Genomic DNA, 23,418 nt, shown 5'->3' with positions numbered 1-23,418 from the left:
TCACCAAGTCTCGGGCGAGCTCACCTTCAGGCGGATGAACTGCTTGCCCGCGCTGAGCGGGAGGTCGCGCCAAAAGAGGCCGAGACCGTCGCTTTGCTCGGGTGACAGGGCAGGGGACCAGGATCCCAGGGTGCCACTGCTCTCGACGGCATAGCTCAGCCCGGGCACGGCCTTGCGATAGGTGAAGCGAAGGGAGTCTTGCGTGCGGGTGGTCGCGGGCAGGGCGCTGCGATCCGCTAGTACCGGGTTCATGCCCTGTGAGTATTCGATCAGATTGGAGACTCCGTCGCCATCCGGGTCTTCCTCGCTGCCTGCTCCGGGTCCACCATCGGGAAGCGTGAAGTGGATGTCCCGCCACTCCTGGAGCGCGGTCATGAACTCGAAGGCCCCGATATCCACGCGGCCTCCCGCAATCCGGCTGCGGCCACGATAGTCTTTCTCATTCGCTGCCGGGGTAAAGGGTAGCGCCGCGCTGTCGCCCGTGTCCTTTGCAGGAGAGCTCGCGGTGATGGCGAAATCGGCGGCAGGGGAAGCCGCTGTCAGTGTGCTGCCCACGAAGCCCGGAGATGTCGTGATGAGGCTGGAGTGGGTGTCCTGCGCGCTGGCGCTCTGCCATGCGGCGAAGCTGGTGCGCGCGGTGTTGTTCGAGATGAACTCGAAGCTGCCGCCGGGCGGGGCGTAGTAGAGATTCCAGTCGATGGCTCCGGCGGCAACGCTGCCGGTGTTGTTCCCTTTCAGGATGAATTGCGAGAAGGAGGAGGTGGATACCATCACATTGCGGCGGACCGTGAGGCCGCTCACGTGATTCTGGATCGAGAACTGGCCACCGCCTTGCGAGACGGTGTCGTTGCCGTAGATCGTGTTGTGGGTGAAGCTGCTGTTCGTGGTGCCGCCGTTGGTGGTTTCCGAGCCTCCGACCACGATGCCGCCGACGTGGCAGTGGTGGAAGACGTTGTTGCGGACCGTAACCCCGCTCACCACCTTGCCGGTGTTCTCGCTGCCGATGGAGATGGCGAAGTTGCAATCGTAGACATGATTGCGTTCGAGGATGATGTCGCGCCCGCCATCGACGTAGAGACCCGGCGCGCTGCGGGTGGCATTACCTCCGCCGGTGGTGAAGTTCCCGCCATAGACCGGGTTGAACTTCGAATCGATGCGGAAAACCACGTTGCCGGAGCAGATGCCGTTGCGCGCCTGGTCGAGTGCTTCCACCGGGTTTGTGCCCTCGAAGCCGATGAAGTCGATGCCGATGTTGTTGCAGTCGCGGACGATGTTGTTGGTGACGGCGAAGTTGGTGACGTTGCCGTTCAGCACCAGGGATTCGCTGGCACCGGTGCGGAGGTTGTAGACCTCGCAGCCATCGATCACGAGTTGATCGATCGGCGAGGATTGCTCGCCATACACCGCGATGCCGAAGCCGTTCGCGTTGTAGTTGTTCTGGGTCGGGCTGCTTTGCCAAATGTCGTGAACCTTGCAGCCGCGAATCTGGATGCCGGTGCCGCTGCCGCTGACATGAATGCCGACGGGCAACTGCGCGCGCTGCTCGGCGGCAGTGCCCGCGGTCTTGTAATCCGCGATCTCAAGGTCCCGCACCACGAGGTGATCGCAGTTGCGGATCGCGAGCACGGCGGTGAGATCGTCGGGCGGGGTCACGCCGCTCTGCGAGATGATGACGCTGCCTGTATCTGCCGCGAACTTCTTGAAGACGATCGGAAGTGCGGCGCTGCCGTGACGATTCTCGATCGTGACGCGCTCAATGTAGATTCCCGCGTGAATGTGGACGGTATCGCCCGCCACCACCGTGGCCGCCGCTTTCTGGATCGTGCGCCAGGGCTGGCCCTGCGTGCCGGGATTCGTGTCGAGCCCGGACAGACTCACGTGGTAGTCCGCGGCGGAAGCGATTCCTGAGCAGATAGCGAAGGCCGAAGCAGCGATCTCGCGGAGTGTCATCTGTCGTGGATGCTAGGTGGTGCTTCAACCAGGCGACAAGCGCTTGAAATGCGGACCCTCAAGGATGCCATCTTTGGTGGTATTGGCGAGAGGACCCTCAATGGATAGCCTGAAAGCGAGCTATGACAACCGATACCCCGGCGTGGACCTTGGAAAGAGCGCAGCCCGCAGCAAACCTCGATGTGTTCGGCGTGCGCGTGAATATCGTCGCTGAATCCGCCGATACGGGCGGAGCTTGCCTAGTGACGAGGATCTTCGCCCGGCCCGGCACGGGTGCCCCGCTGCACCGTCACGCGGAGATCGAGCGCTTCCATGTACTGCGCGGATGCCTCAGCGTGGAAGCCGATGGCCAGAAAGCCGAACTGCACGAGGGCGATACCGTGACGGTGGCCCCGTGGGTGAATCACCGCTTCTGGAACGAATCGGGGGAGGACGCGGAGTTCATCGCCGTCGCGACCCCCGGCGGGCACGAGAAGTTCTTCCGCGATGCCGACGAACTGTCCCGCAGCGGGCGCTTCAATCCGGAATCCGCAGCAGCCCTCTGCGCGCAGCACGGAATCGAGTTGGTTCACTGACAAAAGCTCGCTTTGAAAATCCTGCAGGCTTGATCTAGCTTGCAGGATGACCCCTCGTTTCTGCCTTCCCGCTCTCGCCCTCGCCGCCGTCCTGAGCTCCTGCGCTGCCGATGGCGGGCGCGGGGCCGCTGCCAAGCCGCTGAAGACCACCGGGAAAGTGAGCGTGGACCGCTATGCGGGGAAATGGTTCGAGATCGCGCGCTATCCCAAGTGGTTCCAGAGCGGCTGCGAATCGGCCACGGCGGAGTATTCGAAGAACAAGGACGGCACGATCAAGGTGGTGAACACCTGCATCCGTGCGGATGGATCAAGCCGCAAGATCGAAGGCGTGGCGACCCCCGTGGATGCCACTGCCAACCGGCTCAAGGTGACATTCCCGAACAACTGGTACTCGAAGGCGATCCCCGCTCCCAAGGAGGGGAACTACTGGATCATCGATCTCTCGCCGGACTACCGCCATGTCATCGTCGGCACGCCGGATCGCAAGAGCCTGTGGTTCCTATCCCGCTCCGCCACCATCCCGGCCAAGGAATTCGAGCGCATGAAGACGGTCGCGACCGGCCAAGGCTTCGACATGAACGCGCTGGTGATCGACGGCCACACGAAGATCGAGAAACGCGGGCGGGCCACCGTGCCAGTCGCATCGGCGCGACCGGCAGGGAAGAAGCGATAGGTGCTCGGTCCCCTCAGTGCGTGCGCTTCCAGAGGTAGACCCAGCGCTCGGAGACCACCTTGCCGGACTCGTCCTGCAGCTCGCAGGTCATGTCGATGTCGTTCACACCCTTGCCAGGATCGAGCACGAAGAAGGCGCGTAGCACCTGCGGCATGTGGACCGTCTCGCTGCGGCCGAGGCCGGCGGGGAGGTCATCCACGTTCGGCATGCTCAAATCGGTGAGACCCACGTGGATGAGCTTCACACCCTCTTGGTTCACGGTCACGACCGGCTTGAACTTTGAGATGTCATCCCATTTCGGATCGCCGACCTTCTTCTCCGGATAGAGCGGCTTGGCGAAGTCGATGCTCACCAGCACTTCGTCCGGCTTCTGCACGGGGTTGCCGGCACGGGTGGCCTTCGCGGCGAAGAGACCGGTGGGCGGCAGGTCGCGCACCCAGTGGAGGCGATAGTGGAAGCGGAAGGGCTTGCCGATCTCCGGCGCGGGCGTGGGTTCCCAGACGAGGATGACGTTGTCGTTCGTCTCGTCGATGGTAGGCATCTCGATCAGGTGCAGCTTGCCGTTGTCGAAGCCTTCGACCGGCTCGACCTTCACCGTGGGGCGATCGTGATAGCCGGCCTCCACGTCTTGATAGGAGGTGAAGGAGCGGTCCCGCTGCACCAGCGACCAGGAGCGTGGCTTCTCCATGGTGAAGACGCAGTGGCGGAATTGGTTGTGGGTATGCTCCAGCGGGCGGTAGTGGAGATTGCCGCTGCCGAGCTCCATCAGGAAGCCATCGCTATCGTGCACCTCCGGGCGGAAGTCATACGGGCGCGGGTGGGTGTTCTCGCCGAACCAGAACATGCTGGAGAAGGGCGCGAGGCCGAGCTGCTGGACCGGGCGGCGCAGGGTGAGCTCCGCCTCCACATCCATCACCGTCTCGGTGCCGGGCGTAACCGTGAACTTGTAGGCACCGGCCACGCTCTCGCCTTCGAGCAGGGCGACGGCGGTCATGGACTTGGAGTCCTTCGCGGGCTTCTCCAGATGAAACTCGGTGAAGTCCGGGAACTCCTCCGGCACGCCGGGCAGGCCGCTATTGATCGAGAGGCCGCGCGCGGAAAGCCCATAGGGCGACTTGGCAGGGATCGCGCGGAAATAGCTGGCACCGAGAAAGACGAGGAACTCGTCCATGTAGTCCTTCGAGTTCAGGTGCGTGCGCGCGCGCCAGCCGGCATAGCCCGGCGGGGCGGGCACGGCGGAGGGGACCTTCTGCTTACCGTAGTCGAAGAGCGAGGTGTCGAACTTCAGCTCCTTGTCCTCGCCCTCCTTGACCTCGTAGAGGGAGACAGTCTTCTTCGCGGTCCAGCCGGGGTGGAAGAAGTCGATGGAGAAGGGACTTTCGTCCCACCACAGGCCGGACTCCATCTTGAAGCGGATGTCGCGGTGCTGGTCGTAGCTGAGGTTCGCCCAGAAGTCGTCGAGCTTGTTAGCCGACGCCTGATAGGGCTTGGCGGCCAAGCCGCGCGCCTTCTCCTTCACGGCTTCGAAGGTGGCGTCATTCGCGGAGAGCAGCGCGGGAATGGCGGAGGCCAAGCAAATAGCGGCGGAAAGGTGGCGGCAGTGGGTCATGGAGAAGAGGCTTGGCAAGAATCTGGCAGGAGGGATGGCTGCTTGCAAGAGCGCGTCGGAAGAGGGCTGTGCGGTCGATGTCGGGATGGCGTGGGTATGTTGTTACTACCTTCTTCATTCCTTGACCGGAGATACATCTGCGCTTCATGGAAAGTTCACTCAAAAGGAATTGTGGGCAGTTGAACGGATCACCAGCGTTCGAGCCCTCATGAAACTAAATCCACTCCTCCTGTGGCCCGTCCTGGCGGCGGCCCCTCTCTCCCTCCAGTCGGTCTTCGCCCAAGGCGCGATCGTCGATGAGGTCCAGGTTCTCAGCTCCCTCTACGAGCCGACCGGAGACCTCGTGAATCGTGGCGACGGTTACTTCTACGGCGCGGCCCGTTGGTCCAACTCCGCCAAGTCCGGGGTGATCTTCCGCTTCGCCCCCGGCTCGGATGCGGAGGTGCTTTACACCTTCGGTACCATTGCGGATGCCGGCGTGCCGAACTATGGCGGGGCCAACCCGGCCACCGGCCTGCAGCTCGGGCCGGACGGGGCCTTCTACGGCACCACCAGCTATGGCGGCGCCCATACCCACGGGACCATTTACCGTATCTCCCCGGACGGCGTTTTCAGCGTCCTGCATGATATCAATGCGTCGGTGGATGGCTACGGTGCCTATCGCCTCATTGTCACCCCTGCTGGCGTCATCTACGGCGTGATGGGGGACGGCGGACCGCAAGGCGGCGGCACGATCTTCCGCATCGGCACGAACGGTGTCTTCGAGACCGTACATGCATTCGAGGATCCGGAGAGCATTCCGCCGAATACCGAGGTCCCACCCGGAACCCGCTTCGATTTCAGCAGCCCGGCTGAACTGGTTCTCGGCCAGGATGGCAAGATCTACGGCACCACCGGCATCGGTGGTCCGGTGAATCCTTTCGGCAGCTTCCGCTTCACCTATGGCGGATTCTTCCGCTTGGAGGACGCGGGAACGGTGACCGTGCTGGCCGAGTTCGATTCGCTGCAGGATCACGTGTGGCGGCTGGTGCCCACCGATGACGGCTTCCATGCCAATACGGAGGACGAGCTGCTCCACATCAGCTACACCGGCACCGTCACCGAGGTCGCCGAGATCGAGACCGAGGAAACGGGAAGCGTCTACCTGACCTCCCCCATCGAGAAGGCGGATGGCCTCTACGGGGTGTCCCTCTATGGTGGGGAAGAAGACGGCGGCTTCATCTACAAGCACGTCGAGGGTGAGGGAACCACCATCCTCTATAACTTCCCGGCGGACTATCGCAGCCGCCTCAAGTGGCTGTTTGCCGGGGCGGATGATGTCCTCTACGGGCTCACCGCTTACGCGGAAAGCCAGGTCCCCGAGACCAGTGCGTCCGCTTCCCGCGATGCCTCCGGGGCCCGGGATCCGAAGAAAAAGAAGCGTCTGCCGGACAGCGTGCTGCCGAAGGCCTTCCGTGTCCGCACCTCCCAAACCAGCGTGGAGAACTTCCTGCCGCTTGCGAAGCCAGACACGGCTTGGCTTCCGGCCAAGGCGAAGGATGGCGTGCGTGAAGTGGTGGTCGACGTGCTGGCGAACGACCGCGATACCGATGGCGGCACGCTCTCCATCATCGGAGTGGAAGCCGCGGAAGGCCTGATCGCCGAAGTGGTGGGCACGCCGAAGGGCCAGCGGGTGAGCGTGAGCACCACGGCGGCCCACCCGGGCAGCGGGGTCGTGAGCTACCACCTGTCGGACGGGTCAGGCGTCTCCACGGGCACCATCTCGGTCAAGTCTCCGGCGAGCGGTGTATTCACGGGGCAAGCCACGGCACCTGAAGTCGCTGCGGCACCGCTGACCGTGAAGTTCGGCAAGAAGAACAGCGTGACCGCCATCCTGGTGATCGGTGGCAAGAAGTATACCGGCAAGGGTTCGCTCGATGTCTCCGACTCCGCCGACATCAGCTTGAAGTCGAAAGGCAAGACACCGGTGAACCTGCACCTCGGATTGGTGCGCGGCAGTTCTCCGCAAGTGATCGCGACGGCCGTGGACGGCTCGGCGACCTACTCGGCCACCTGCTCTCCAAAGTAATCTCGGGGCTTTAGGTTTTTCCCCCGGAAACAAGGGGCCGCGGCGCATGGCGTCGCGGCCCTCACTCGTTCAGCGGCGCTGCTTCGGCAGCTTGAGCCACTCCGTCATCTCGGCCAGCGGCTTGGTGTTCAGCACATCCTCGCGGCGCAGCCAGCCCTTGCGGGCCACCTCCGCTCCGAACTTGATGAACTGGATCTGCTGCGTGGAGTGAGCATCCGGGTTGATCGAGCAGAGCACGCCCTTGTCGCGCGCGCGGTGCCACCAGCGCCAGTCCATGTCGAGGCGCTTCGGATTGCAGTTCAGCTCGATGACCGTGCGGGTCTCGGCAGCGGCATCGATGATTTTCTCATGGTTCACCGCATAGGCATCCCGGCGCAGCAGGAGGCGGCCGGTCATGTGACCGAGCATGGTGATGTAGGGATTCTCCATCGCGCGGATGATCCGCTTGGTCATCTCGTCCTCGGAGAGGGTGGTGGCATTGTGGACCGAGGCGACCGTGAAATCGAGCTGGGCCAGCAGCTCGTCATCAAAGTCGAGCGAACCGTCCTTGAGGATGTCCACCTCGGAACCGGCGAAGAGGCGGAAGCCTTCGTGGGCGAACTCCGTGTTCCAATTCGCGATGGTGACGATCTGGGCTGCCAGGCGGGCCTGATCCAGCCCGTTCGCCTGCGGGGATGACTTCGAGTGATCGGAGATGCCCAAGTACTGCAGGCCTAGTTCTTCCGCGGCAGCGGCCATCGCGGCCAGGGTGGACTTGCCGTCGGATTCCGTGGTGTGGGTGTGAAAAGTGCCGCGCAGGTTCTCCCATTCGATCAGGCGGGGCAGCTTCCCGGCGTCGGCGGCCTCGATCTCGCCGCGGTTCTCGCGCAGCGCGGGCGGGATGAAGTCGAGCCCCAGCGCCTTGTAGATGTCGCTCTCCTCGTTCACCGTCGGCGGGTTCTCGCCGGTGAAGCCGTATTCGTTGAGCGACCAACCGTGCTTCAGCGCCAGCGAACGGATCGCCACGTTGTGCTCCTTGCTGCCGGTGAAGTATTGCAGCGCGAAGGGGAACTGGCTGTTAGAAACCGCCCGCAGATCGCATTGCAACCCGGCCTCCGTGCGGATCGAGCACTTGGTGTCGCCCAGCACGATGATCTCCTTGGCCTGGGGCAGGGTGGAGAAGAACTTGGTGAGCTCCGCCGGTTCACTGGTGGCCACGATGAAATCGAGATCGCGCACCACCTCCTTTGCCCGGCGCATCGAGCCCGCCACGGAGGCACGCAGGACCGCAGGGTGACGCCGCAGCTCTTCCAAGATCTCCTCGGCCGCCAGCGTGGCTACATCGATGCGAAAGGCCGTGGCTGCCTGGGCGAGCCGCGCGATGGAATCGAGAATCTTCGTCTGCGTCTTCGCCCCGAAGCCGCTCAGGCCCGCCACCTTGTCGGCCTCGCAGGCGGTCTTGAGCGAGCCGATCGAGTTCACGCCCAGCTCCTTGTTCAGCAGGGCGATTTTCTTGGGGCCGAGACCTTCGAGTTCGAAGAGCTCGAAGAAGCTGTCGGGATAGTCGGCGCGGAGGTTCTTGTGAAAGCCAAGCTCACCGGTTGTGGCCAGCTCATGCAGCTTGTCGCGCAGCGCATCGCCCAAGCCCTTGATACCCGTGAGCATGTTCGCCTCCGCCAGTGCCACGATGTCGCCATCGAAGCCCTTCACCACATCGGCTCCCTGGCGATAGGCGCGGACCTTGAAAGGGTTCTCCCCTTGGATCTCCAGCAGGAGGGCGATCTCCTCCAAAACGGCAGCCATGCGCTCTCGGGTGACGGGCATGCGCGCAGGCTAGGAAACCATCTCGCGGGGAACAGCCGGAAAATTCGCGGGATGATGGCAAATTCAAGGCACCTGCAGGAAATCTGCCACCACCATACGATGGTCGCTGCGTTTCGTCGTTACCGCGGCACAGCGGATGGCGCGGAACTGGCGCGAGGCATGGATCTGATCGATGCGATGGATCGGGATGCGGCGCTGGTAGGTATTGCCCCAGCCGGTGCCAGCCTTGATGAAGGCGTCCTCGAAGTTCGCCTTGAGCAAGCTCTGGATCGGATCGGATGGCGGGGCATTGAAGTCGCCGCCGAGGATGGCAGGACGACCCGGAGCCGTATCCGCGAGGATCTGGAGCGTGTGCCAGAGCTCGGTGCCCCGCACCATACGGTTCTCGCTGTGGGTGCGCCAGCATTCGCTATTCCAGAGGCGCAGGTCGGTGGCGGCAGTCGCGAGATGGACATTGACCACCTCGATCAGCGTCTCATCCGGTTTCATGATCGTTACCTGCTGGTCGCGATAGAGTGGATTGCGCACCTCGCGGGTGATTTTCCAGCGGGTCACCACGCCATTGTCCTTGTGCGAGCGGTAGTCGCCGCGGCCGTGATAAAGCCGGTCGGCCACGTGCTTCACGTGGTAGGGCATGGCCTCCTGCAGCAGCACGATATCCGGCTCCCAGCGCTGGATGTCCGTAGCGGGATCACTGCCGCCGCCGTAGTTGAAGAACTTGCAGTTCAGCGTGAGCACCCGGACCAGAGGCTGGCCATCGGCCAAGCCGGCGGGACCGGGCTCGGGCGCGGACTTGCCGACATTCGCGATCACACGGGCTTCGTCCGAGCCGATCAGGACGGTCACCGCCCAGATCCCGGTGACCCAGAGCGAGAGCGGTGCCCGCAGGAACCAGAAGGCCGTGATCGAAAACACGAGCCCGATGCCGCTCCACACCCAGATCGGCATCACGGTGAAAGCCGCCATCCACTCCGGTTGCCGCGCGAAGGCGAAGACCGTGATGAGGTGGAGCAGCAGCGACAAGCCGACGAGGCTCCATCCGGCTCTGCGGCTGAAGCGGGAGTACCTCATCTCGTGGGGGAGGAAGGCGAGTGACTCGCTCAGAATGGCAGGCCCATGCCGCCGGTGAGCTTCTTCATCTCCGTGGAGGAGACTTCCTTGCCCTTGTTGATGGCTTCTTGGACGCCCTTCAGGACGAGATCCTGGAGAAAATCCACGTCCTCCGGATCGACCACGGACTTGTCGATCTTGATCGACTGCACATCGCCCGCGCAGGTGGCCACCACGGTGACCTTGCCGCCGCCGACACTGGCCTCGACGGTCTTGCGCGAAAGTTCCTCCTGCGCAGCGGCCATTCCGGCCTGCATCTGCTGCGCTTGTTTCATGAGTTTCTGGATATTCATGGGAAAGATTGAAGAGTTGGGGACTGGTTTACTTCTTCAAGGTCGCTTCGAACATTTCCAAAGCAGTTTGGATGAGAGGATCCTTATAAAATTCTTCCATCGGGTCCACTTTCGGAGTCGGTGGTTCCGGTGGCGCGTCCGGCTCCGGCTTCCACGGCGGGGCCTCGGATACCGGCTCAAACTCGGGCTCCGGATCGTCCGGGGCATTCGCGATCAATTCGTCGAGCGAGAAGACCACTCCTTCCACCTTCGGAGTTTCCTGAACGGGCCGAGTCAGTTCAGCCACCGGCTCGGGCTCTGGCTCCGGCGGGGGAACCAGCACCGGGGCGGGCTCGGACGGAACAAATGCCACGGGTTCGGCTGGCTCGGGCGCGGGTGCCGGTATCGCCGCCACCTCCACGATGGCAGCGGGCAAGGCCGCGGCAGCAGTCGGAGCGTAGCTCACCGGCGCGGCCAGGTGTTCGGTGGCACCGGCGAGCACCTTGATGACATCCGAGAGCCGAACCTCGCCGAGGGTCTGCACCGCCTTGATCAGGCCGATCTCAAGGTGCAGTCGCTTGTTCGACGCCCACTTCATCCGGCTCTCCGTCTCGGCGAAGACATCGATCACGGAGAGCAGTCGCTCCGGCGGATAGGCCTCCGCGGCGGTTTTGAGAGCGGTCCAAGTTTCGGCAGGAATACCATCGCCACCGGCCGAACTGTCCAAGCGGGAAACCAGCAGGGCGCGCACGCCGCCGATCAGCTCGCCCAACAGCTGGGAAAGCTCGCGACCCGCCTCCGCCTCGCGCTGCACGGTGGAGAGCGCCTTCGGGGTATCGCGCGCCAGCAGGCTGCCGAGCACGGTCGCCACGGTCTCGCGCGAGGTGAAGCCGAAGATATCCAGCACGTTCGCCTCGGTGATCGTGTCACCGCAGAAGGCCACCAGCTGGTCGAGCATCGACTGGGCGTCACGCATGCCGCCGTCCGCGCCCTTGCCGATCGCCCAAGCGGCGGACTCGTGCAGATTCACGCCTTCATTCTGCGCGATGTGTAGCAGGTGCTTGGCGATGATCTCGGTCGGGATCGGCCGCAGGTCGAAGCGCTGGCAGCGGGAGAGAATGGTCGGCAGCACCTTGTGCGCCTCGGTGGTCGCGAAGATGAACTTCACGTGCTCCGGCGGCTCTTCCAGCGTCTTGAGCAGCGCATTGAAGGCTGCCGTGGAGAGCATGTGAACTTCGTCGATGTAGTAGATCTTGAACTGACCCCGCGCCGGGGCGAAGCGGACGGACTCGCGGATGTTCCGGACGTCGTCCACCGAGTTGTTCGAGGCACCGTCGATCTCCAGCACGTCGAGCGAGCGGCCCTCGGCGATCTCCACGCAGACATCTTCATCCGGATCGAAATCCGCCTTGGGCCCGCCGGTGCAGTTCAGGGCCTTGGCCAGGATCCGGGCGGTGGTGGTCTTGCCGGTGCCGCGTGGACCGACGAAAAGGTAGGCGTGGGCGAGGCGCTTCTGGGCGATCGCGTTCCTCAGGGTGCGCACCACGTGATCCTGACCGAGGACGTCGTCGAACGTTTTCGGGCGGTATTTCCGGGCGAAGACCTGATAGCTCACGCGCGCGAGGGTAGGGGGGAATGGGAGTTTGTCAGCACCCGGTTTTGCCGCAGGCCCGGATTCCTGATTTCCGCTAGGGAATCAAGGGATTGCGGGCCTGCCTGCGACTTTCTGGCTGGCGCGGAGTGCCGTGGGAAGCTTGGCTCGGCTCATCGGCCCGCGCGCTCAAAACCGGCTCTTCCTCGCCTTGCGGATCTTGATCGGGTCGGTATGGGTGTTCCACGGACTCTACAGCAAGCTGCTCGACGGGATTCCGCGGCACCGCATGATCGTGGCGCGGGTGCTCGGGGATGATCTGGCGGTGATTGCGACGCGGGCCGTGGGTGTCGCCGAGATTCTGCTCGGGCTCTGGGCCTTTTCCCACCGCTGGCCGCGGACCTGTGCAGCGGTCCAGACTCTGGCGATCGTTACCATGAATACGCTGGAGATCGCCCGCGCTCCCGATCTGCTGATCTCGGCACCCGGGATGGTGCTGCTCAATCTCGGTTTCCTTGCGCTCGGATGGTACAGCGCGACCCGCCAAGCACCTCAGGCTAACCAACCCAGCTGAACCGCGCCGCAGGTGGCGAAGAGGCCCGCCAGCGCCGTCCAAAGGAAACTGAACCACCAGTGAACCACCGTCTCCATGCGCTTGCCGCGCCAGAGATCCGCCCGATAGACGAAGAATTGGCTGTAAAGCCGGATCAACCAGAAGGCGGCGAATGACCATGAAAGCCATGCCCCTGCTGCGGTGGGCAGGACGAAGATCCCCGGCTGGATCAGGCAGGGCAGGCCCATCATCACCAGCACCACGCAGATGAAGAGCGTGTGGACGAAGAAGACGGACTCGTTGACCGGTGTGAGCTGCTAGCAGTCCTCCTTCCAGCGGAGCTGCTTCCCGATCGGGATGTGAAGCAGCGCCAGCAGGATCAAGCCCACTCCGGCGATGCGTAGCAAAAGCGTGAGAAGCTCGATCATGGCAAGGCGATCACAAAGAAGCGGACCCAAGGGGTGACGGAAAATTCATCCACAGTCCTCAGCCCGGCCAGCTCCCAGCAGTGTCGCCAGTTTGCGGCAGAGTGGAAGTGCAGGAAGCCGGGGCCGAAGGCGATGAAGTTCGCCGGGTCCCGCAGGTGCTCCGCCAGCACGATGCGTCCGCCGGGTTTCAGGCAGCGCCGCGCCTCCGCAAACCAGCGACCGCGCTGTTCCAGACTGCGGAACTCATGAATCGCTAGCAGCCCGAAGATGGCATCCGCGGAAGCATCCTGAAGCGGCCAGCGGTCGAAGGACGCCGCCAAGGTTGCCGGGGTCGGCGGGTAGAGCTTCCGCGCCTTGTGGATCGAGGGCTCGGTGAGCAGAGCCGGATCGTAGTGATCAAGCACCGTGCAGCTCGCCGGCTGGAGTCTGTTAGAAAGCGCCTCCGACACTTCATCGAAGCCTGAGTGACAGACCACGATGTCCTGCGAGTTCGCGCCTGCGAGAGCCCGTTCGCACCAGCGCCAGCCATAGAGGTCCGAGCGATCGTAAACCAGATGCGAGACGCCCAATGAAACGAAAATGAAATAAGCGGCGCCGATGGCGGCCGCCACGCAGGCCAACTTCAGCCACAACGGATCGATGAGAATACTTCCCGCAATCGTCCCTAACAGAACTAGGGCCGCTGCCACATAGAGCGGCCAGTTGAAGCGGAATACGGTCAGCATTCCCTGCCATGGCGTGCGCTGCTTCATGCGGTGGCAGGTGGTGTGATCACGCGACCGCGTTCCCAGCGGTAGGCGATGTTGTTCACGGCGAAGGCATTCGCGGGCAGGGGCGTCGCCTTCGCGAGCGGTGAGTCTTGGAAGATTCCGACCTGCCAATCCAGCAGGCGCACCGGCCGCGGCGTCCATTCGGCCCGGCCTCCCTCGATCACCACGAAGGACCCATCGCCCTGCGGACTGAAGGTGAAGGGCATGGGCCCGGCGAAGCGGCGGGCGGTGCGCCAATCGGGGAAAGGCGAGCCTTCCGGCAGACCGATCTCGCCGCCGCAGTCGTCGAAGCTCAGGTCCAGCGTGCAGCGCCCGTCATCGCGCCGGGTGCGGATGCGGGTGACCGTGCCGCTGGTCTCGATATCCAGCTTCACCCGCGAGTAGTTGTAGCCGGTCATGAGGTTGCCGAGCAGCACCATCCGCTGCTTGTCCGTTTCGCTGCCCAGGATCTTGAGCCCGCGCAAACGGCGCCCCGATTCATCCTGCAGCCGGGCGAAGATCCGATAGCCCGCGAGGAAGAAATCATGTCCGAGGAAGGCCGGAAACGCCGCAGGACGCAGCTTGCGCGTCCAGACCATCGCCACCGTCACGAAGCCGAATCCCTCATAGGCATCGATCTCCAGTCCTTCCGGCACCATCGGTCGCAAGATCTCCTGTGGAAACGCGAAGGAAACGGCCACCACCCGGTCGAAATGGGCCACGACCGGGAAGGGGTGGCGCTTGAGATAATTCATCGCTCGGGTGGAGCCATCCGTATCCGAATGCATCCGCCGCCACAATCGCCATATCTCGCGAACTAGAGTTTCTTCCCCGCCGCCTCGGCAGCTTCCGGATCGATTTCCTTCCAGCCTTCGAGCACATGTTGCTGCATCGTCTCGCGTTGCTTCTGGTCCGAGAGTGAGCCGGCCCAGTCGAGGGCTTCCTGAGGATAGCGCATGCGGATCGAGTTGATCAGTTTGATCGAGGCATCGTTGCGCTGGGGACCGGCGGGCATCTTGTCGATCCAGTCGGCAGCAGCCAAGGGCTCGGACTTCACCCAGCGGTCGACAAGTTCCTGGGTGGCGAGATCTTTGGCCTGTCCGGCGGGGAGACTGTCGATCCACACGCGGGCGCCGGGAAGATCCGCCGCGACGTATTTCTTCGCCACGATGATCCCCGTGTCCCCCATGTTCGCGGCTTCCGTGCCGAGCGCGGCGAAGGCCTCGGCGGCTTTGCGCGGATCGGTCTCGGCAGCGTGCTTGATCAGGATGCCTTTCACTCTCGCTTCGCCTGGACCGCGATACGATTCGCCGAAGGCACGGGCAGCCTCGGGGTCCGTGCGCATCCAATCGTCCACCACGGAGCCCACAAGTCGGGCGTCCCGCCCGGACTTCACCCAGGTCTGGGCATATTTGATCGCCTGCGCCGGATCGTCCTTGGTGATCTTCTCGACGAACTTCCTTCGCTCTCCATCCAAGTCCGCTTGGGTGAAGCCGGAGAGCAGGTCGAAGGCCGCTTGGGGATTCTTCCCCGTCAGCGTCCCCATCACTCCTTCCATGGCACCGCGCAGCATCTTGTCGTCCAAACCGGAGAGCAGAGCCTTGGCCTCGGCGGGATCTTTCAGAGCAGCGTTGGCGAATACCATCTCGAGCATTTCTCCACGGCGGTCGATGTCGGGGCTTTCCTGAAGGAAACGCAGGGCGGCTTGCGGATTCAGCTGGGAAAGCCGGAACACGGTGGCCGCCAGGCCGCGTTCCTGAAGGTCGTCGCCGTCGAAGGCGGCACGCATTTCCGGGTCACCTGCATCGTAAAGTTTCAGGATATCGCGCAGTTCCACCGCCAGTTCTTCCGCCGCGCGTTCGTCAAGCGTGGCGCAGTTCTGGATCAGTTGCAGCAGGCCGGTGAAGCTGTCCTCGCAGTTCTCCCGACCCTTCGTCATGAACCACTCCCGTGCCCCGCCCGGGGCGAAGGGGACCGCCGACTTGAAGCCGCTGAGCTGCCGCTCGCTCTTCGTCTGCCGTCCGGTCTTGCTTTCGGCAAATGCGGTTTCTTCGGATGAGGCCCCCGCTCGGGAATCCTTCACGGCACCGCCAGCGTCGGCATCCGGAGCTTGGTAGCGCCCGGTTAGATAGGCCAGTGCCACCAAGCCGAGCACGGCGCCGCCCTTCCACCAGCTTGGGTTCATGGCGAGGAAGTTAGAACAAGGTCGGGGTAGGATTCAATACCATCCCATCTGGATCGCACCGCAGGTGGCGAAGGCTGAGGGGCTGGCACGTGGATCACAATCGCGGATCACGGCAGGGGAACTTCGCGCTTCCCCGCGGCCTTTTCACCGCAAAGGATCGCCGCCCGCCATGTCCTCGCCTCTTCACGATCCAGCATCTCTTTCCGGCATGGAACGCTGGCAGGCGGAGCGCGCCCGGCTAGAGCAGGAGTTCGGCGAGCGCATTACCCTCGATGCGCTGACCGGCCCGAACGGCCTCGACCGCGAGCCATGGCAGGACGACGCGGGCGGCGCGGCCGGATGGCTGATCGCCCAGCGGAAGGGCGGTCACCGCCATTCGATCGATGATGTGCTGACCGCGTGGTATGCCCTGCAGGTTTCTCCGGCAGTCACCGAGCATCTCGATTTGGGCACGGGCATCGGCACCGTGGGCTTGCTCACGCTCTGGGGAATGGGGGAGTCCGCGCATCTGACCTGCGTGGAGGCGCAGGAAATCAGCTATCGCCTGCTCCAAACCAACCTCGATGCGAACGGCATCCGTCACCGCGTCGATTGCTCGCGTGGCGACCTCCGGGATCTGGCGCTGGGCCGCCACTTTCCCTTGGTCACCGGCAGCCCGCCCTATTTCCCTGCGAATGCCGGGGTCGTACCGCAGGATTCCCAGAAGGCCCACGCCCGCTTCGAGCTGCGCGGGGATGTCTCCGATTATGCACGGGCCGCGGTGAAGCACCTCGCTCCCGGGGGGTGGTTCGTGCTGTGCTTTCCCTCACCGCAAAAGCAGCGCGCCCTCGATGGCATCGCTGCGGCGGGATTGGGAACCGTTAGGATGCGGGATGTGGTGCCTCGCGAGACGCTCGCGCCGCTCTTCACCCTCTTCGCCTGCCAGCATGCCGATGAGGCTGGCAAGACAACCGAGGTCGAGGCCCCGCTCACGGTGCGCGAGCAGAGCGGCCGCCTCACCGCGGAGATGGCGGGAGTCCGCCGTCGCTTCGGCTTCCTCGATGGCGAGGCTCATGGCGGGCATTCCGTCGGATGAGATGGGAAGATTGCGCTTTGCCCCCTCTGTCATTCCTTGCTCTTCCCGCTTGGCCCGGCCTTGATCCGCGGCCACCTTCCTCCAAGGCGTGATAGAAGTCCGGTTCCAACGCGGTTTGTATGTCCCCGAGGCCGATTTATGGCTGGATCCGTGGGATGCACAGCCGTGGGCCTTCGTCTCGCATGCCCATGCCGACCATTTCGCCCGCCACGATAAGGCCCTGTGCTCGACGGTGACCGCCGCACTGGTCCGCTGCCGCTACGGGGTCGCAGCCGAAAAGCTGGAACCGGCTGCGTTCCACACGGTCGTGGAACGAAATGGCTTCCGCTTGCGCCTGCTCCCGGCGGGACACATCGCGGGCTCGGCCATGCTGCATGTGACCCGCAAGGCGGACGGCGCCACGATGCTCTACACGGGTGATTTCAAGGTCCGGAAGGGCCGCACCTCGGAACCGGTGGTATTCCAACAGGCTGACCTGCTGATCTTGGAGACGACCTTCGGCCTTCCCCAGTTCAACTTCCCCTCGCAGATGGAAGTGGAGTCGGCAGTTTTGCGTTTCGTCCACGATACTTTGGCCGATGGCGAGGTGCCTGTGCTGCTAGGTTACTCGCTAGGCAAGGCACAGGAGGCTCTGGCCTTGCTGCATGCAAACGAGATCCCGGCCGTGCTGCATCCGAATGTGGCAGATATGACCCGGGCCTGCCTGGAGGCCGGGGTGTCCTGCCTACCGGAGCCTATCCTTCTCGATGGCCCCGTGCCGCCCGGCCATGCTGTGATCGCCCCGCCGAATGCGGTCCGGTCGAAACTTCTCCGTGCCGTGGGTAACCGCCGCGTGGCGATGCTCAGCGGTTGGGCCATGGTGCCGGGCGCCACCTTCCGCTACCGGGTGGATGAGGCGATCCCGCTTTCCGATCACGCCGACTATCCGGGGCTGATGGAGTGCATCCAGCGCGTGAGGCCGAAGAAGATCCTCACGGTGCACGGCTATACCCGCGAGTTCGCCGCCGAGTTGCGTCTCCGTGGGCAGGATGCCTGGTCCGCCTCGGGGAATGATCAGTTGGAGCTCGCGCTTTCTCCGCCATCCGCCCGCGGTGTGATGACTGGCAGCGGGGTGCAGACCACGGCAAGCGCCCGCCATGTAAGACCGATCTGTGCTCTAGCGGATTTCACCAGCCTGTGCCGCTTGACGGGGGAGACCAGCAGCCGCCTCGAAAAGATCCGCCACCTAGCCGCCTATCTCAAAGGATTGGAGAGCGAGGATGACCTCGTGCTCGCCGCGAGCTGGCTAACAGGCCGAGCCCTGCCGCGTGCCGCCGATCGCCGTGCGGTTTACGCCGGTTCCGCCACACTCCGCCGCGCCCTGCTTAAGCTGCCCGGTGCGCGGGAAGAGCGCTACCGCGAGATCTCGCTCTCGCAGAATGATGCCGCCCGCACCACTCGCCTCTTCCTGCAGGAGCTACCGCTGAAGCCGGAGCCGCTTACGTTGGAAGGTCTTGCCGCCTTCTTCACGGAGCTGGCGACCGCGCCGGGTTCCTTGGCGAAGATCGAGTTGCTTTCGTCCCGTCTGCGGACGCTTCATCCCGCGGAGGGTGAAACCCTCGTGAAGCTTCTAACAGGTGATCTGAGGATCGGCCTGAAAGAAGGTCTGGTGGAGGACGCCGTGGCCACCGCCTTCAGCGCGGAGCCCGCCGCAGTCCGGAATGCACACATGCTCACCGGCGATCTCGGGGAGACCGCCAGACTGGCCAAGCACAAGCGCTTGGAGCAAGCCGCTCTTCGCCCCTTCGTGCCGGTGAAGGTGATGCTTGCGTCTCCGATGCCCGATGCTGCCGCACTGGTGGACTACGTGAGTCAAGGGGCCGCCGCCACTCGCGGGATCTGGCTGGAGCCGAAGTATGATGGCATCCGCGCGCAACTGCATAAGCAGGGCAACCGTGCCGCGCTTTACTCGCGCGATCTGCGTCCGCTGGATGCCGAATTCCCCGAGTTGTTGCATGCCGCGCTCACCTTGCCGGGAGATTTCATCTTGGATGGAGAGATCATCGCTTATGCCGAGGGCAAGCGCCTGACCTTCCATGATCTACAGACCCGCCTCGGGCGCATCACGGTAGCGCAGTCGGATCTTTTTGCTGCCTCATCGGATGCGGGAGATGGTCATGGATCGTCCCTGCCTCCGGTCAGCTTCATTGCCTTTGATCTCCTCTGGCTGAATGAATCGGATCTGCTGCGCGAGCCGCTTCTGAAGCGCCGCACCTTGTTGGATGATTCGGGGATCGGGCAGGTTCATCCCGCGATCGTGCCGATCCAGCTCCTGCGCTCGGATGCGGATGCCGATGCGGTGCAGGCCGCTTTCAAGCAAGCCCGTGCGGAAGGGCACGAAGGTCTGATCGCGAAAGATCCGGAGAGCACCTATTCACCGGGGCGTCGCGGGAAGGCATGGCTGAAGCTGAAGACCTCCAGCACTCTCGATTGCGTGGTCGTGGCCGCGGAGCAGGGCCACGGCAAACGCGCGGAAGTTCTCTCCGACTACACCTTTGCAGTCAGAGATCAGGTGAGCGGCCAACTTCGCGTCATCGGCAAGGCCTACTCGGGCCTGACCGATGTCGAGATCGAGGAACTCACCGAGTATTTCAAGCGCCACACGCTTTCCACGGAACGGCGCAAGCATATCGTCGAGCCGAACCTGGTGTTAGAGATTGCCTTCGATTCGATCCAAGCCTCGAAGCGTCACGACTCAGGGCTCGCGCTGCGTTTCCCCCGCATCCACGCCATCCGCCGCGACAAGACTCCGGATGAGATCGACACGCTGCAATACGCCCGATCCCTGGTGGATAGCTAAGGAAGTGCTAAAGATTGCTGGAAAACCCGCGATCCTGCGCGTCATTCGGCGGCAATGGACGAGCAGCTACTTCTCTTCGACATGCCTCCGGCGCGGAAGACTCGCGCGGATGTGTTCGCGGTGGTTCGCCCGGACGCCCTTACCGCGCAGCATCTCTATCGTTTCACCGATCTCCACTGCCGCAGGCACGGCGTGAGGGCGAAGAAGCGGCCACCGGAAATTCTCCACATCACCTTGCGGTCCTTCGGAAACTTCGAGGATCTGAAACCGCAGGATCTGAAGAAGATCCGCCGCATCTGCAAGACCGCGGCTCTTCTCGTCACACCTTTCGATGTGAGCTTCGATGCAGTTCTCCCATTCTCGAACGGCCCCTTGGCGCTCGTGAGCGAGGAAGCGAATGCCGATCTCCATCACCTGCACTGGCTTGCCATGGGAGCTCCGGAGCGGAGGCCGAAGTTCACTCCGCATGCGTCCCTCGCCTATCCCTCCGCGGGCTTCGAGGAGGAGCCGGTTCCACCGGTGGAATGGCGTGTGGACGAGCTGATTCTTGTCCGCAGTCTCGTGGGGCAAACCGAGCACGTTGAACTGGGACGCTGGATGCTCGGCGGGAGCCTCTAGGGGACCTCATCCGATACGCTGTCGTTGAAATCCATTTACACCTTCAGCGTTCTCATTATCTCTGAGGGTCAATGAAAAAACTGTCTTCGGCTGCTCTCTTGGTGGCCGGTTTGGCTCTCGGCATCATTCTGGGCAAAGGGCCTCTCTCGTCGGTTCCGGAAGCCGGGACGGATGCTTCCGCACCTGAGGCCGGAGCCCCGCGTTCCGCCAAGTCCACGCGCAACTCCGCTTCGATTCACCCGGGTGTAGCCGCAATTCGCCAAGCGGGCTCCGATCAGCTCGCGGCTTTCACCGAGCAAGCTGCCACGATGACCGATCCGGTCGAGATCCGGCGCCTGCTTTCGGAATGCCTGCTCCACATGACCGCCGACAACTGGCGTGAAGTGATCGCAACCTTCGGGAAGATCTCCGAGGACAGCGGTAGGGATCCGGCCGACGAGTGGAAGCTGGCGCTCTTCCGCGCCGGGCAAGTGGCAGGGGCGGACGTAATGGATACCTACCTCGACGACAACTTCGACAAGCGCAACGTCCGCTCTTGGCAAACCCTCTACGGCTGGGCCTCCAAGGATCCCCGTGCTGCGATTGAATGGTTGAAGAAGGTGGAAGCGGATGGTCATAAGACGAACAGTGATCACTATGCCGCCGTTCTTTCCGGCGCCGCATTGAGCAATCCTCAGGATGCGCTCAAACTCCTCGACGAGCTTCCTGCCGACAAACGCAAGGGCTGTGCCGGCAATCTGGTCTGGAACGTCGTGCAGAACGGGGGAGTGCAGGCTTTGGAACCGGTGCTTCAATACGCTTCCACACTGGACACCTCGAATGCGGCGAATGCTCAGCTTGCAGGTGATCTCTTCCACGAGGCTACCCAGAAGTTGCTTTGGAAGGCGGATCACTCCCGCGATGTGGATCAGGCCTGCGAGGTGATGACGAAGCTCCAACAGTATGGGCGTGATCCTAACAAACTCACCCAGACGGTGCTCGAGAAGTACCGCTACTACTATGTTCCCGACAAGCTCCGCCTTCTCGATGCCGCGAGTAAGGGTTCCAAGGATTCGGAACTGGATCTCGGATATCTTACAGGCTTCGTCGAGATGACGATCCGCGGCGATGCTGACATGGCCGCCGCCCGGGACTGGATGGACAAGAATCCCGACTCGCCGTTGATCCCGCACCTGGCACCGAGAATCCCGCGGGGGCAGTGAGCAGGGTGCAATTTTCCGGCGGTTGGAAAATAATTGTCCCGATTCCGGGATCTCGTTCGTCGGTATGATGAAACACCGAATTACCTGAACTACCATGAACTCTGAAAGCACTACCACTACCGGAACCGTCCGTCTTCACCGTGTGATCCGCGCCAAGGCGGAGCGCATCTACCGCGCCTTTATCGATGCCGATGCGATGGCGAAGTGGCTGCCGCCCCATGGCTTCACCGGCAAGGTTCATCACATGGACGCTCAGGTCGGTGGCACCTACCGCATGTCCTTCACGAACTTCAACACCGGCAGCAGCCACGCCTTCGGCGGTCGCTTCCTGGAAATGGAGCCTAACAAGAAGCTCCGCTACGATGACCAGTTCGAGGACCCGAAGCTGCCGGGCACCATGATCACCACCGTGGAACTGCGGGAGGTCTTCTGCGGCACGGAGGTGAATATCACCCAAGAGGGCATCCCTGCCATGATTCCGGTCGAGGCCTGCTACATGGGCTGGCAGGAGTCCCTGCAACTGCTGACGCTCTTGGTCGAACCGGAGATCCCGGACCAGATGTAAGCTGCGAGGACCCCGTTCCCGGAGGGGGTGACGGCTTGGCTGTCACCCCTTGCTATTATTCGTTCACGGCATCCAGCAGCCAGACTCCGTCGGTTTTCACCAGCTTTACGGTCACGCTGTGCTTGTATTCGCCCGAGCCGGCGTTGAGCACCACCGTGGCCTTGTCATCCTTGATTACCGGCTTCTGAGCCTTGAAGGGTTTGTCGGGAATGTCCTGCGCGTTCAGCACCGGATCGGCATCGAGCTCATCCGAGTTCATGGCCTTGGCATAGGCCTTCTTGAACTTCTCCGAGGCGAGCTTCGACTTCGCGACCCAGACCTTCGTATCCTTGTTGGCCTCAACCTCGGCCACGTAACCGGCGTAGAACTTCTCTGCCACGGCCGAGGGCTCATCTGCTGCCCGCAGGACGGTAGACGAGAAAACGAAGGCACAGAAGGCGAGAATGAAGGAGGGGATCCTTGTCATCCCTGCATCATGCGGAATCTCTTCGGGCGGGTCAATCCGGCGTGTCTCACTTGCCCTCCGGCGGCGCTACCTGTGGCCAGCCGTCGTCGCTCCATGTGATCGGCATCACGCCGAGTGTCGCCTTGCCACCCATGCGTTCGTCCGCCTCGAAGTGACAACTGAACCAGCTCTTGCCGTCCTTCTCGATGATCCCGGCGTGCCCGGGGCCGGTGAAGGGGCCGATCTTCATGTCCAGCACCATGGTGCCACCGCCGTCGATCATGAGTGAATCGTCCTTTGCGATATACGGGCCCTTGATGTCCTCGCTGCGACCGACCTTGATGTGGTAGGTGCTTTTGTTCCCGGCGCAGCAGTTGCCGCGGTTCAGGAAGAGGTAGTAGAAACCCTTCCGCTTGTAGATGTAGGCGGCCTCGATCGATTGGCCCGCGGCTAGCGGGGTCATCGGCTCGTCCGGCTTGAGACGCTTGCCGGTCTTCGGGTCCAGTTCGATCAGCTTGAGCCCGCTCCATTGCGAGCCAAAGGACATCCACAGTTTGCCATCCTCGTCTTGGAAGATAGCCGGGTCGATGGCGTTGAAATCGCCGCCATCGCGTGACTGGACCACGGGGCCGTGGTCGGTCCATTTGAAGGCGGGGTTCTCGGGATCGAGCGTGGGAGTCGTGGCGAGGCCGATCGCGGAGTGCATCGCGCCGAAGCTGGAGACCGAATAGTAGAGGAGATATTGCTCACCTACTTTCAGGATGTCCGGGGCCCAGTAAACGCCGTCGTTCTTGGGCACGTCGTTGGAGATCCATTCCGGCGGATTTTCCAAGACGCGTGGTCCTCGTTCCCAAGTGACCAGATCCTTCGAGTGCAGGGAGGCCACGCCGCGGCCGGTGTAGAAGCACCAGAAGGTATCGCCCTCCCGGACGATCATGGAGGGATCTCGTGCGGTCACGCCCCGACTCGCGGTTGCATCCAGCGGACCTCCCGGTTCCACCTTCGGATCTTCTGCTGCGGCCAGCCCGCAGAGGCAAGCCGCTGCGAGGATGTTAGGCAAGATTACATCGCGGGTGAGAGTGGTCCCAAGCATGGGATGAACACAGGG

21 protein-coding genes are annotated in these 23,418 nt (G+C 63.1%); 9 read left to right on the top strand and 12 right to left on the bottom strand.

Annotated elements, in window-relative coordinates; translation table 11 throughout:
• A complete protein-coding gene (locus OJ996_RS18775) occupies window positions 1–1,950 on the bottom strand; it encodes a choice-of-anchor Q domain-containing protein (RefSeq protein ID WP_264515191.1) in 1,950 nt (649 codons plus the stop codon).
• A 122-nt stretch (window positions 1,951–2,072) separates the two neighbouring features.
• Between OJ996_RS18775 and OJ996_RS18770 the strand changes: the two genes are divergently transcribed.
• Together OJ996_RS18770 and OJ996_RS18765 are read left to right on the top strand one after the other, a co-directional pair.
• Window positions 2,073–2,525 carry a cupin domain-containing protein gene (locus OJ996_RS18770; protein ID WP_264515190.1) on the top strand — a complete coding sequence of 151 codons (453 nt, stop codon included), beginning with the start codon at window positions 2,073–2,075 and terminating at the stop codon, window positions 2,523–2,525.
• 46 nt (window positions 2,526–2,571) lie between these two features.
• Window positions 2,572–3,198, top strand: a complete 627-nt coding sequence (locus tag OJ996_RS18765; RefSeq protein ID WP_264515189.1) for a lipocalin family protein — start codon at window positions 2,572–2,574, stop codon at window positions 3,196–3,198.
• Between the two features lie 13 nt (window positions 3,199–3,211).
• On the opposite strand, the gene OJ996_RS18760 is transcribed toward OJ996_RS18765, so the two are convergent.
• Window positions 3,212–4,807 (bottom strand): OpgD/OpgG family glucan biosynthesis protein, encoded by a 1,596-nt coding sequence (locus OJ996_RS18760; RefSeq protein ID WP_264515188.1) that lies wholly within the window; start codon window positions 4,805–4,807, stop codon window positions 3,212–3,214.
• Between the two features lie 208 nt (window positions 4,808–5,015).
• Between OJ996_RS18760 and OJ996_RS18755 the strand changes: the two genes are divergently transcribed.
• Entirely contained in the window at window positions 5,016–6,875 is a 1,860-nt protein-coding gene (locus OJ996_RS18755; RefSeq protein WP_264515187.1) for a choice-of-anchor tandem repeat GloVer-containing protein, read from the top strand.
• 69 nt (window positions 6,876–6,944) lie between these two features.
• On the opposite strand, the gene polX is transcribed toward OJ996_RS18755, so the two are convergent.
• The 4 genes from polX to dnaX all read right to left on the bottom strand — a co-directional run bounded on the left by polX (window position 6,945) and on the right by dnaX (window position 11,675).
• Window positions 6,945–8,678, bottom strand: coding sequence for a DNA polymerase/3'-5' exonuclease PolX (gene polX / locus OJ996_RS18750; protein ID WP_264515186.1), 1,734 nt, complete (start codon window positions 8,676–8,678; stop codon window positions 6,945–6,947).
• 63 nt (window positions 8,679–8,741) lie between these two features.
• Window positions 8,742–9,749, bottom strand: a complete 1,008-nt coding sequence (locus OJ996_RS18745) for an endonuclease/exonuclease/phosphatase family protein (RefSeq protein ID WP_264515185.1) — start codon at window positions 9,747–9,749, stop codon at window positions 8,742–8,744.
• Between the two features lie 29 nt (window positions 9,750–9,778).
• The gene (locus tag OJ996_RS18740; RefSeq protein WP_264515184.1) at window positions 9,779–10,081 is read right to left on the bottom strand and encodes a YbaB/EbfC family nucleoid-associated protein; all 303 of its coding nucleotides are present in this window, start codon (window positions 10,079–10,081) and stop codon (window positions 9,779–9,781) included.
• 28 nt (window positions 10,082–10,109) lie between these two features.
• A complete protein-coding gene (gene dnaX, locus OJ996_RS18735; RefSeq protein ID WP_264515183.1) occupies window positions 10,110–11,675 on the bottom strand; it encodes a DNA polymerase III subunit gamma/tau in 1,566 nt (521 codons plus the stop codon).
• Window positions 11,676–11,814: 139 nt separating this feature from the next.
• Here dnaX and OJ996_RS18730 point away from each other — a divergent pair, with 139 nt between their 5' ends.
• Window positions 11,815–12,225 carry a DoxX-like family protein gene (locus tag OJ996_RS18730; protein ID WP_264515182.1) on the top strand — a complete coding sequence of 137 codons (411 nt, stop codon included), beginning with the start codon at window positions 11,815–11,817 and terminating at the stop codon, window positions 12,223–12,225.
• Here the strand turns inward: OJ996_RS18730 and OJ996_RS18725 are convergent.
• The 4 genes from OJ996_RS18725 to OJ996_RS18710 all read right to left on the bottom strand — a co-directional run bounded on the left by OJ996_RS18725 (window position 12,204) and on the right by OJ996_RS18710 (window position 15,566).
• Window positions 12,204–12,467 (bottom strand): hypothetical protein, encoded by a 264-nt coding sequence (locus OJ996_RS18725; RefSeq protein WP_264515181.1) that lies wholly within the window; start codon window positions 12,465–12,467, stop codon window positions 12,204–12,206. The genes OJ996_RS18730 and OJ996_RS18725 overlap by 22 nt on opposite strands.
• A 161-nt stretch (window positions 12,468–12,628) precedes the next feature.
• Window positions 12,629–13,384: a class I SAM-dependent methyltransferase gene (locus OJ996_RS18720; protein ID WP_264515180.1), complete on the bottom strand. Its 756-nt coding sequence runs from the start codon at window positions 13,382–13,384 to the stop codon at window positions 12,629–12,631.
• Window positions 13,381–14,136 carry a DUF2071 domain-containing protein gene (locus tag OJ996_RS18715; protein WP_264515179.1) on the bottom strand — a complete coding sequence of 252 codons (756 nt, stop codon included), beginning with the start codon at window positions 14,134–14,136 and terminating at the stop codon, window positions 13,381–13,383. The genes OJ996_RS18720 and OJ996_RS18715 overlap by 4 nt, the downstream gene beginning before the upstream one ends.
• A 62-nt stretch (window positions 14,137–14,198) precedes the next feature.
• On the bottom strand, window positions 14,199–15,566 hold the full coding sequence (locus OJ996_RS18710; protein WP_264515178.1) for a hypothetical protein: 1,368 nt from the start codon (window positions 15,564–15,566) through the stop codon (window positions 14,199–14,201).
• Window positions 15,567–15,735: 169 nt separating this feature from the next.
• Between OJ996_RS18710 and OJ996_RS18705 the strand changes: the two genes are divergently transcribed.
• The 5 genes from OJ996_RS18705 (at window position 15,736) to OJ996_RS18685 (ending at window position 21,865) form a co-directional block, all read left to right on the top strand.
• The gene (locus tag OJ996_RS18705) at window positions 15,736–16,641 is read left to right on the top strand and encodes a tRNA1(Val) (adenine(37)-N6)-methyltransferase (RefSeq protein WP_264515177.1); all 906 of its coding nucleotides are present in this window, start codon (window positions 15,736–15,738) and stop codon (window positions 16,639–16,641) included.
• A gap of 88 nt (window positions 16,642–16,729) precedes the next feature.
• Window positions 16,730–19,480 carry an ATP-dependent DNA ligase gene (locus tag OJ996_RS18700; protein ID WP_264515176.1) on the top strand — a complete coding sequence of 917 codons (2,751 nt, stop codon included), beginning with the start codon at window positions 16,730–16,732 and terminating at the stop codon, window positions 19,478–19,480.
• Between the two features lie 54 nt (window positions 19,481–19,534).
• Window positions 19,535–20,098, top strand: a complete 564-nt coding sequence (locus OJ996_RS18695; protein ID WP_264515175.1) for a 2'-5' RNA ligase family protein — start codon at window positions 19,535–19,537, stop codon at window positions 20,096–20,098.
• Between the two features lie 71 nt (window positions 20,099–20,169).
• Window positions 20,170–21,300, top strand: coding sequence for a hypothetical protein (locus tag OJ996_RS18690; protein ID WP_264515174.1), 1,131 nt, complete (start codon window positions 20,170–20,172; stop codon window positions 21,298–21,300).
• A gap of 94 nt (window positions 21,301–21,394) precedes the next feature.
• On the top strand, window positions 21,395–21,865 hold the full coding sequence (locus OJ996_RS18685; RefSeq protein ID WP_264515173.1) for an SRPBCC family protein: 471 nt from the start codon (window positions 21,395–21,397) through the stop codon (window positions 21,863–21,865).
• Window positions 21,866–21,920: 55 nt separating this feature from the next.
• Here the strand turns inward: OJ996_RS18685 and OJ996_RS18680 are convergent, their stop codons facing one another.
• Window positions 21,921–22,331, bottom strand: coding sequence for a YqhG/Tai3 family protein (locus OJ996_RS18680; RefSeq protein ID WP_264515172.1), 411 nt, complete (start codon window positions 22,329–22,331; stop codon window positions 21,921–21,923).
• A gap of 46 nt (window positions 22,332–22,377) precedes the next feature.
• Window positions 22,378–23,403, bottom strand: a complete 1,026-nt coding sequence (locus OJ996_RS18675) for an arabinan endo-1,5-alpha-L-arabinosidase (protein WP_264515171.1) — start codon at window positions 23,401–23,403, stop codon at window positions 22,378–22,380.
• Window positions 23,404–23,418: the final 15 nt, after the last annotated feature.

Origin of the sequence: Luteolibacter rhizosphaerae (genome assembly GCF_025950095.1) — a bacterium.
In the GTDB taxonomy this organism is placed as follows: Bacteria; Verrucomicrobiota; Verrucomicrobiia; order Verrucomicrobiales; family Akkermansiaceae; genus Haloferula; species Haloferula rhizosphaerae.
The sequence above is the reverse complement of the archived record's forward strand: the minus strand, read 5'-3'. Positions and strand labels throughout refer to the sequence as shown.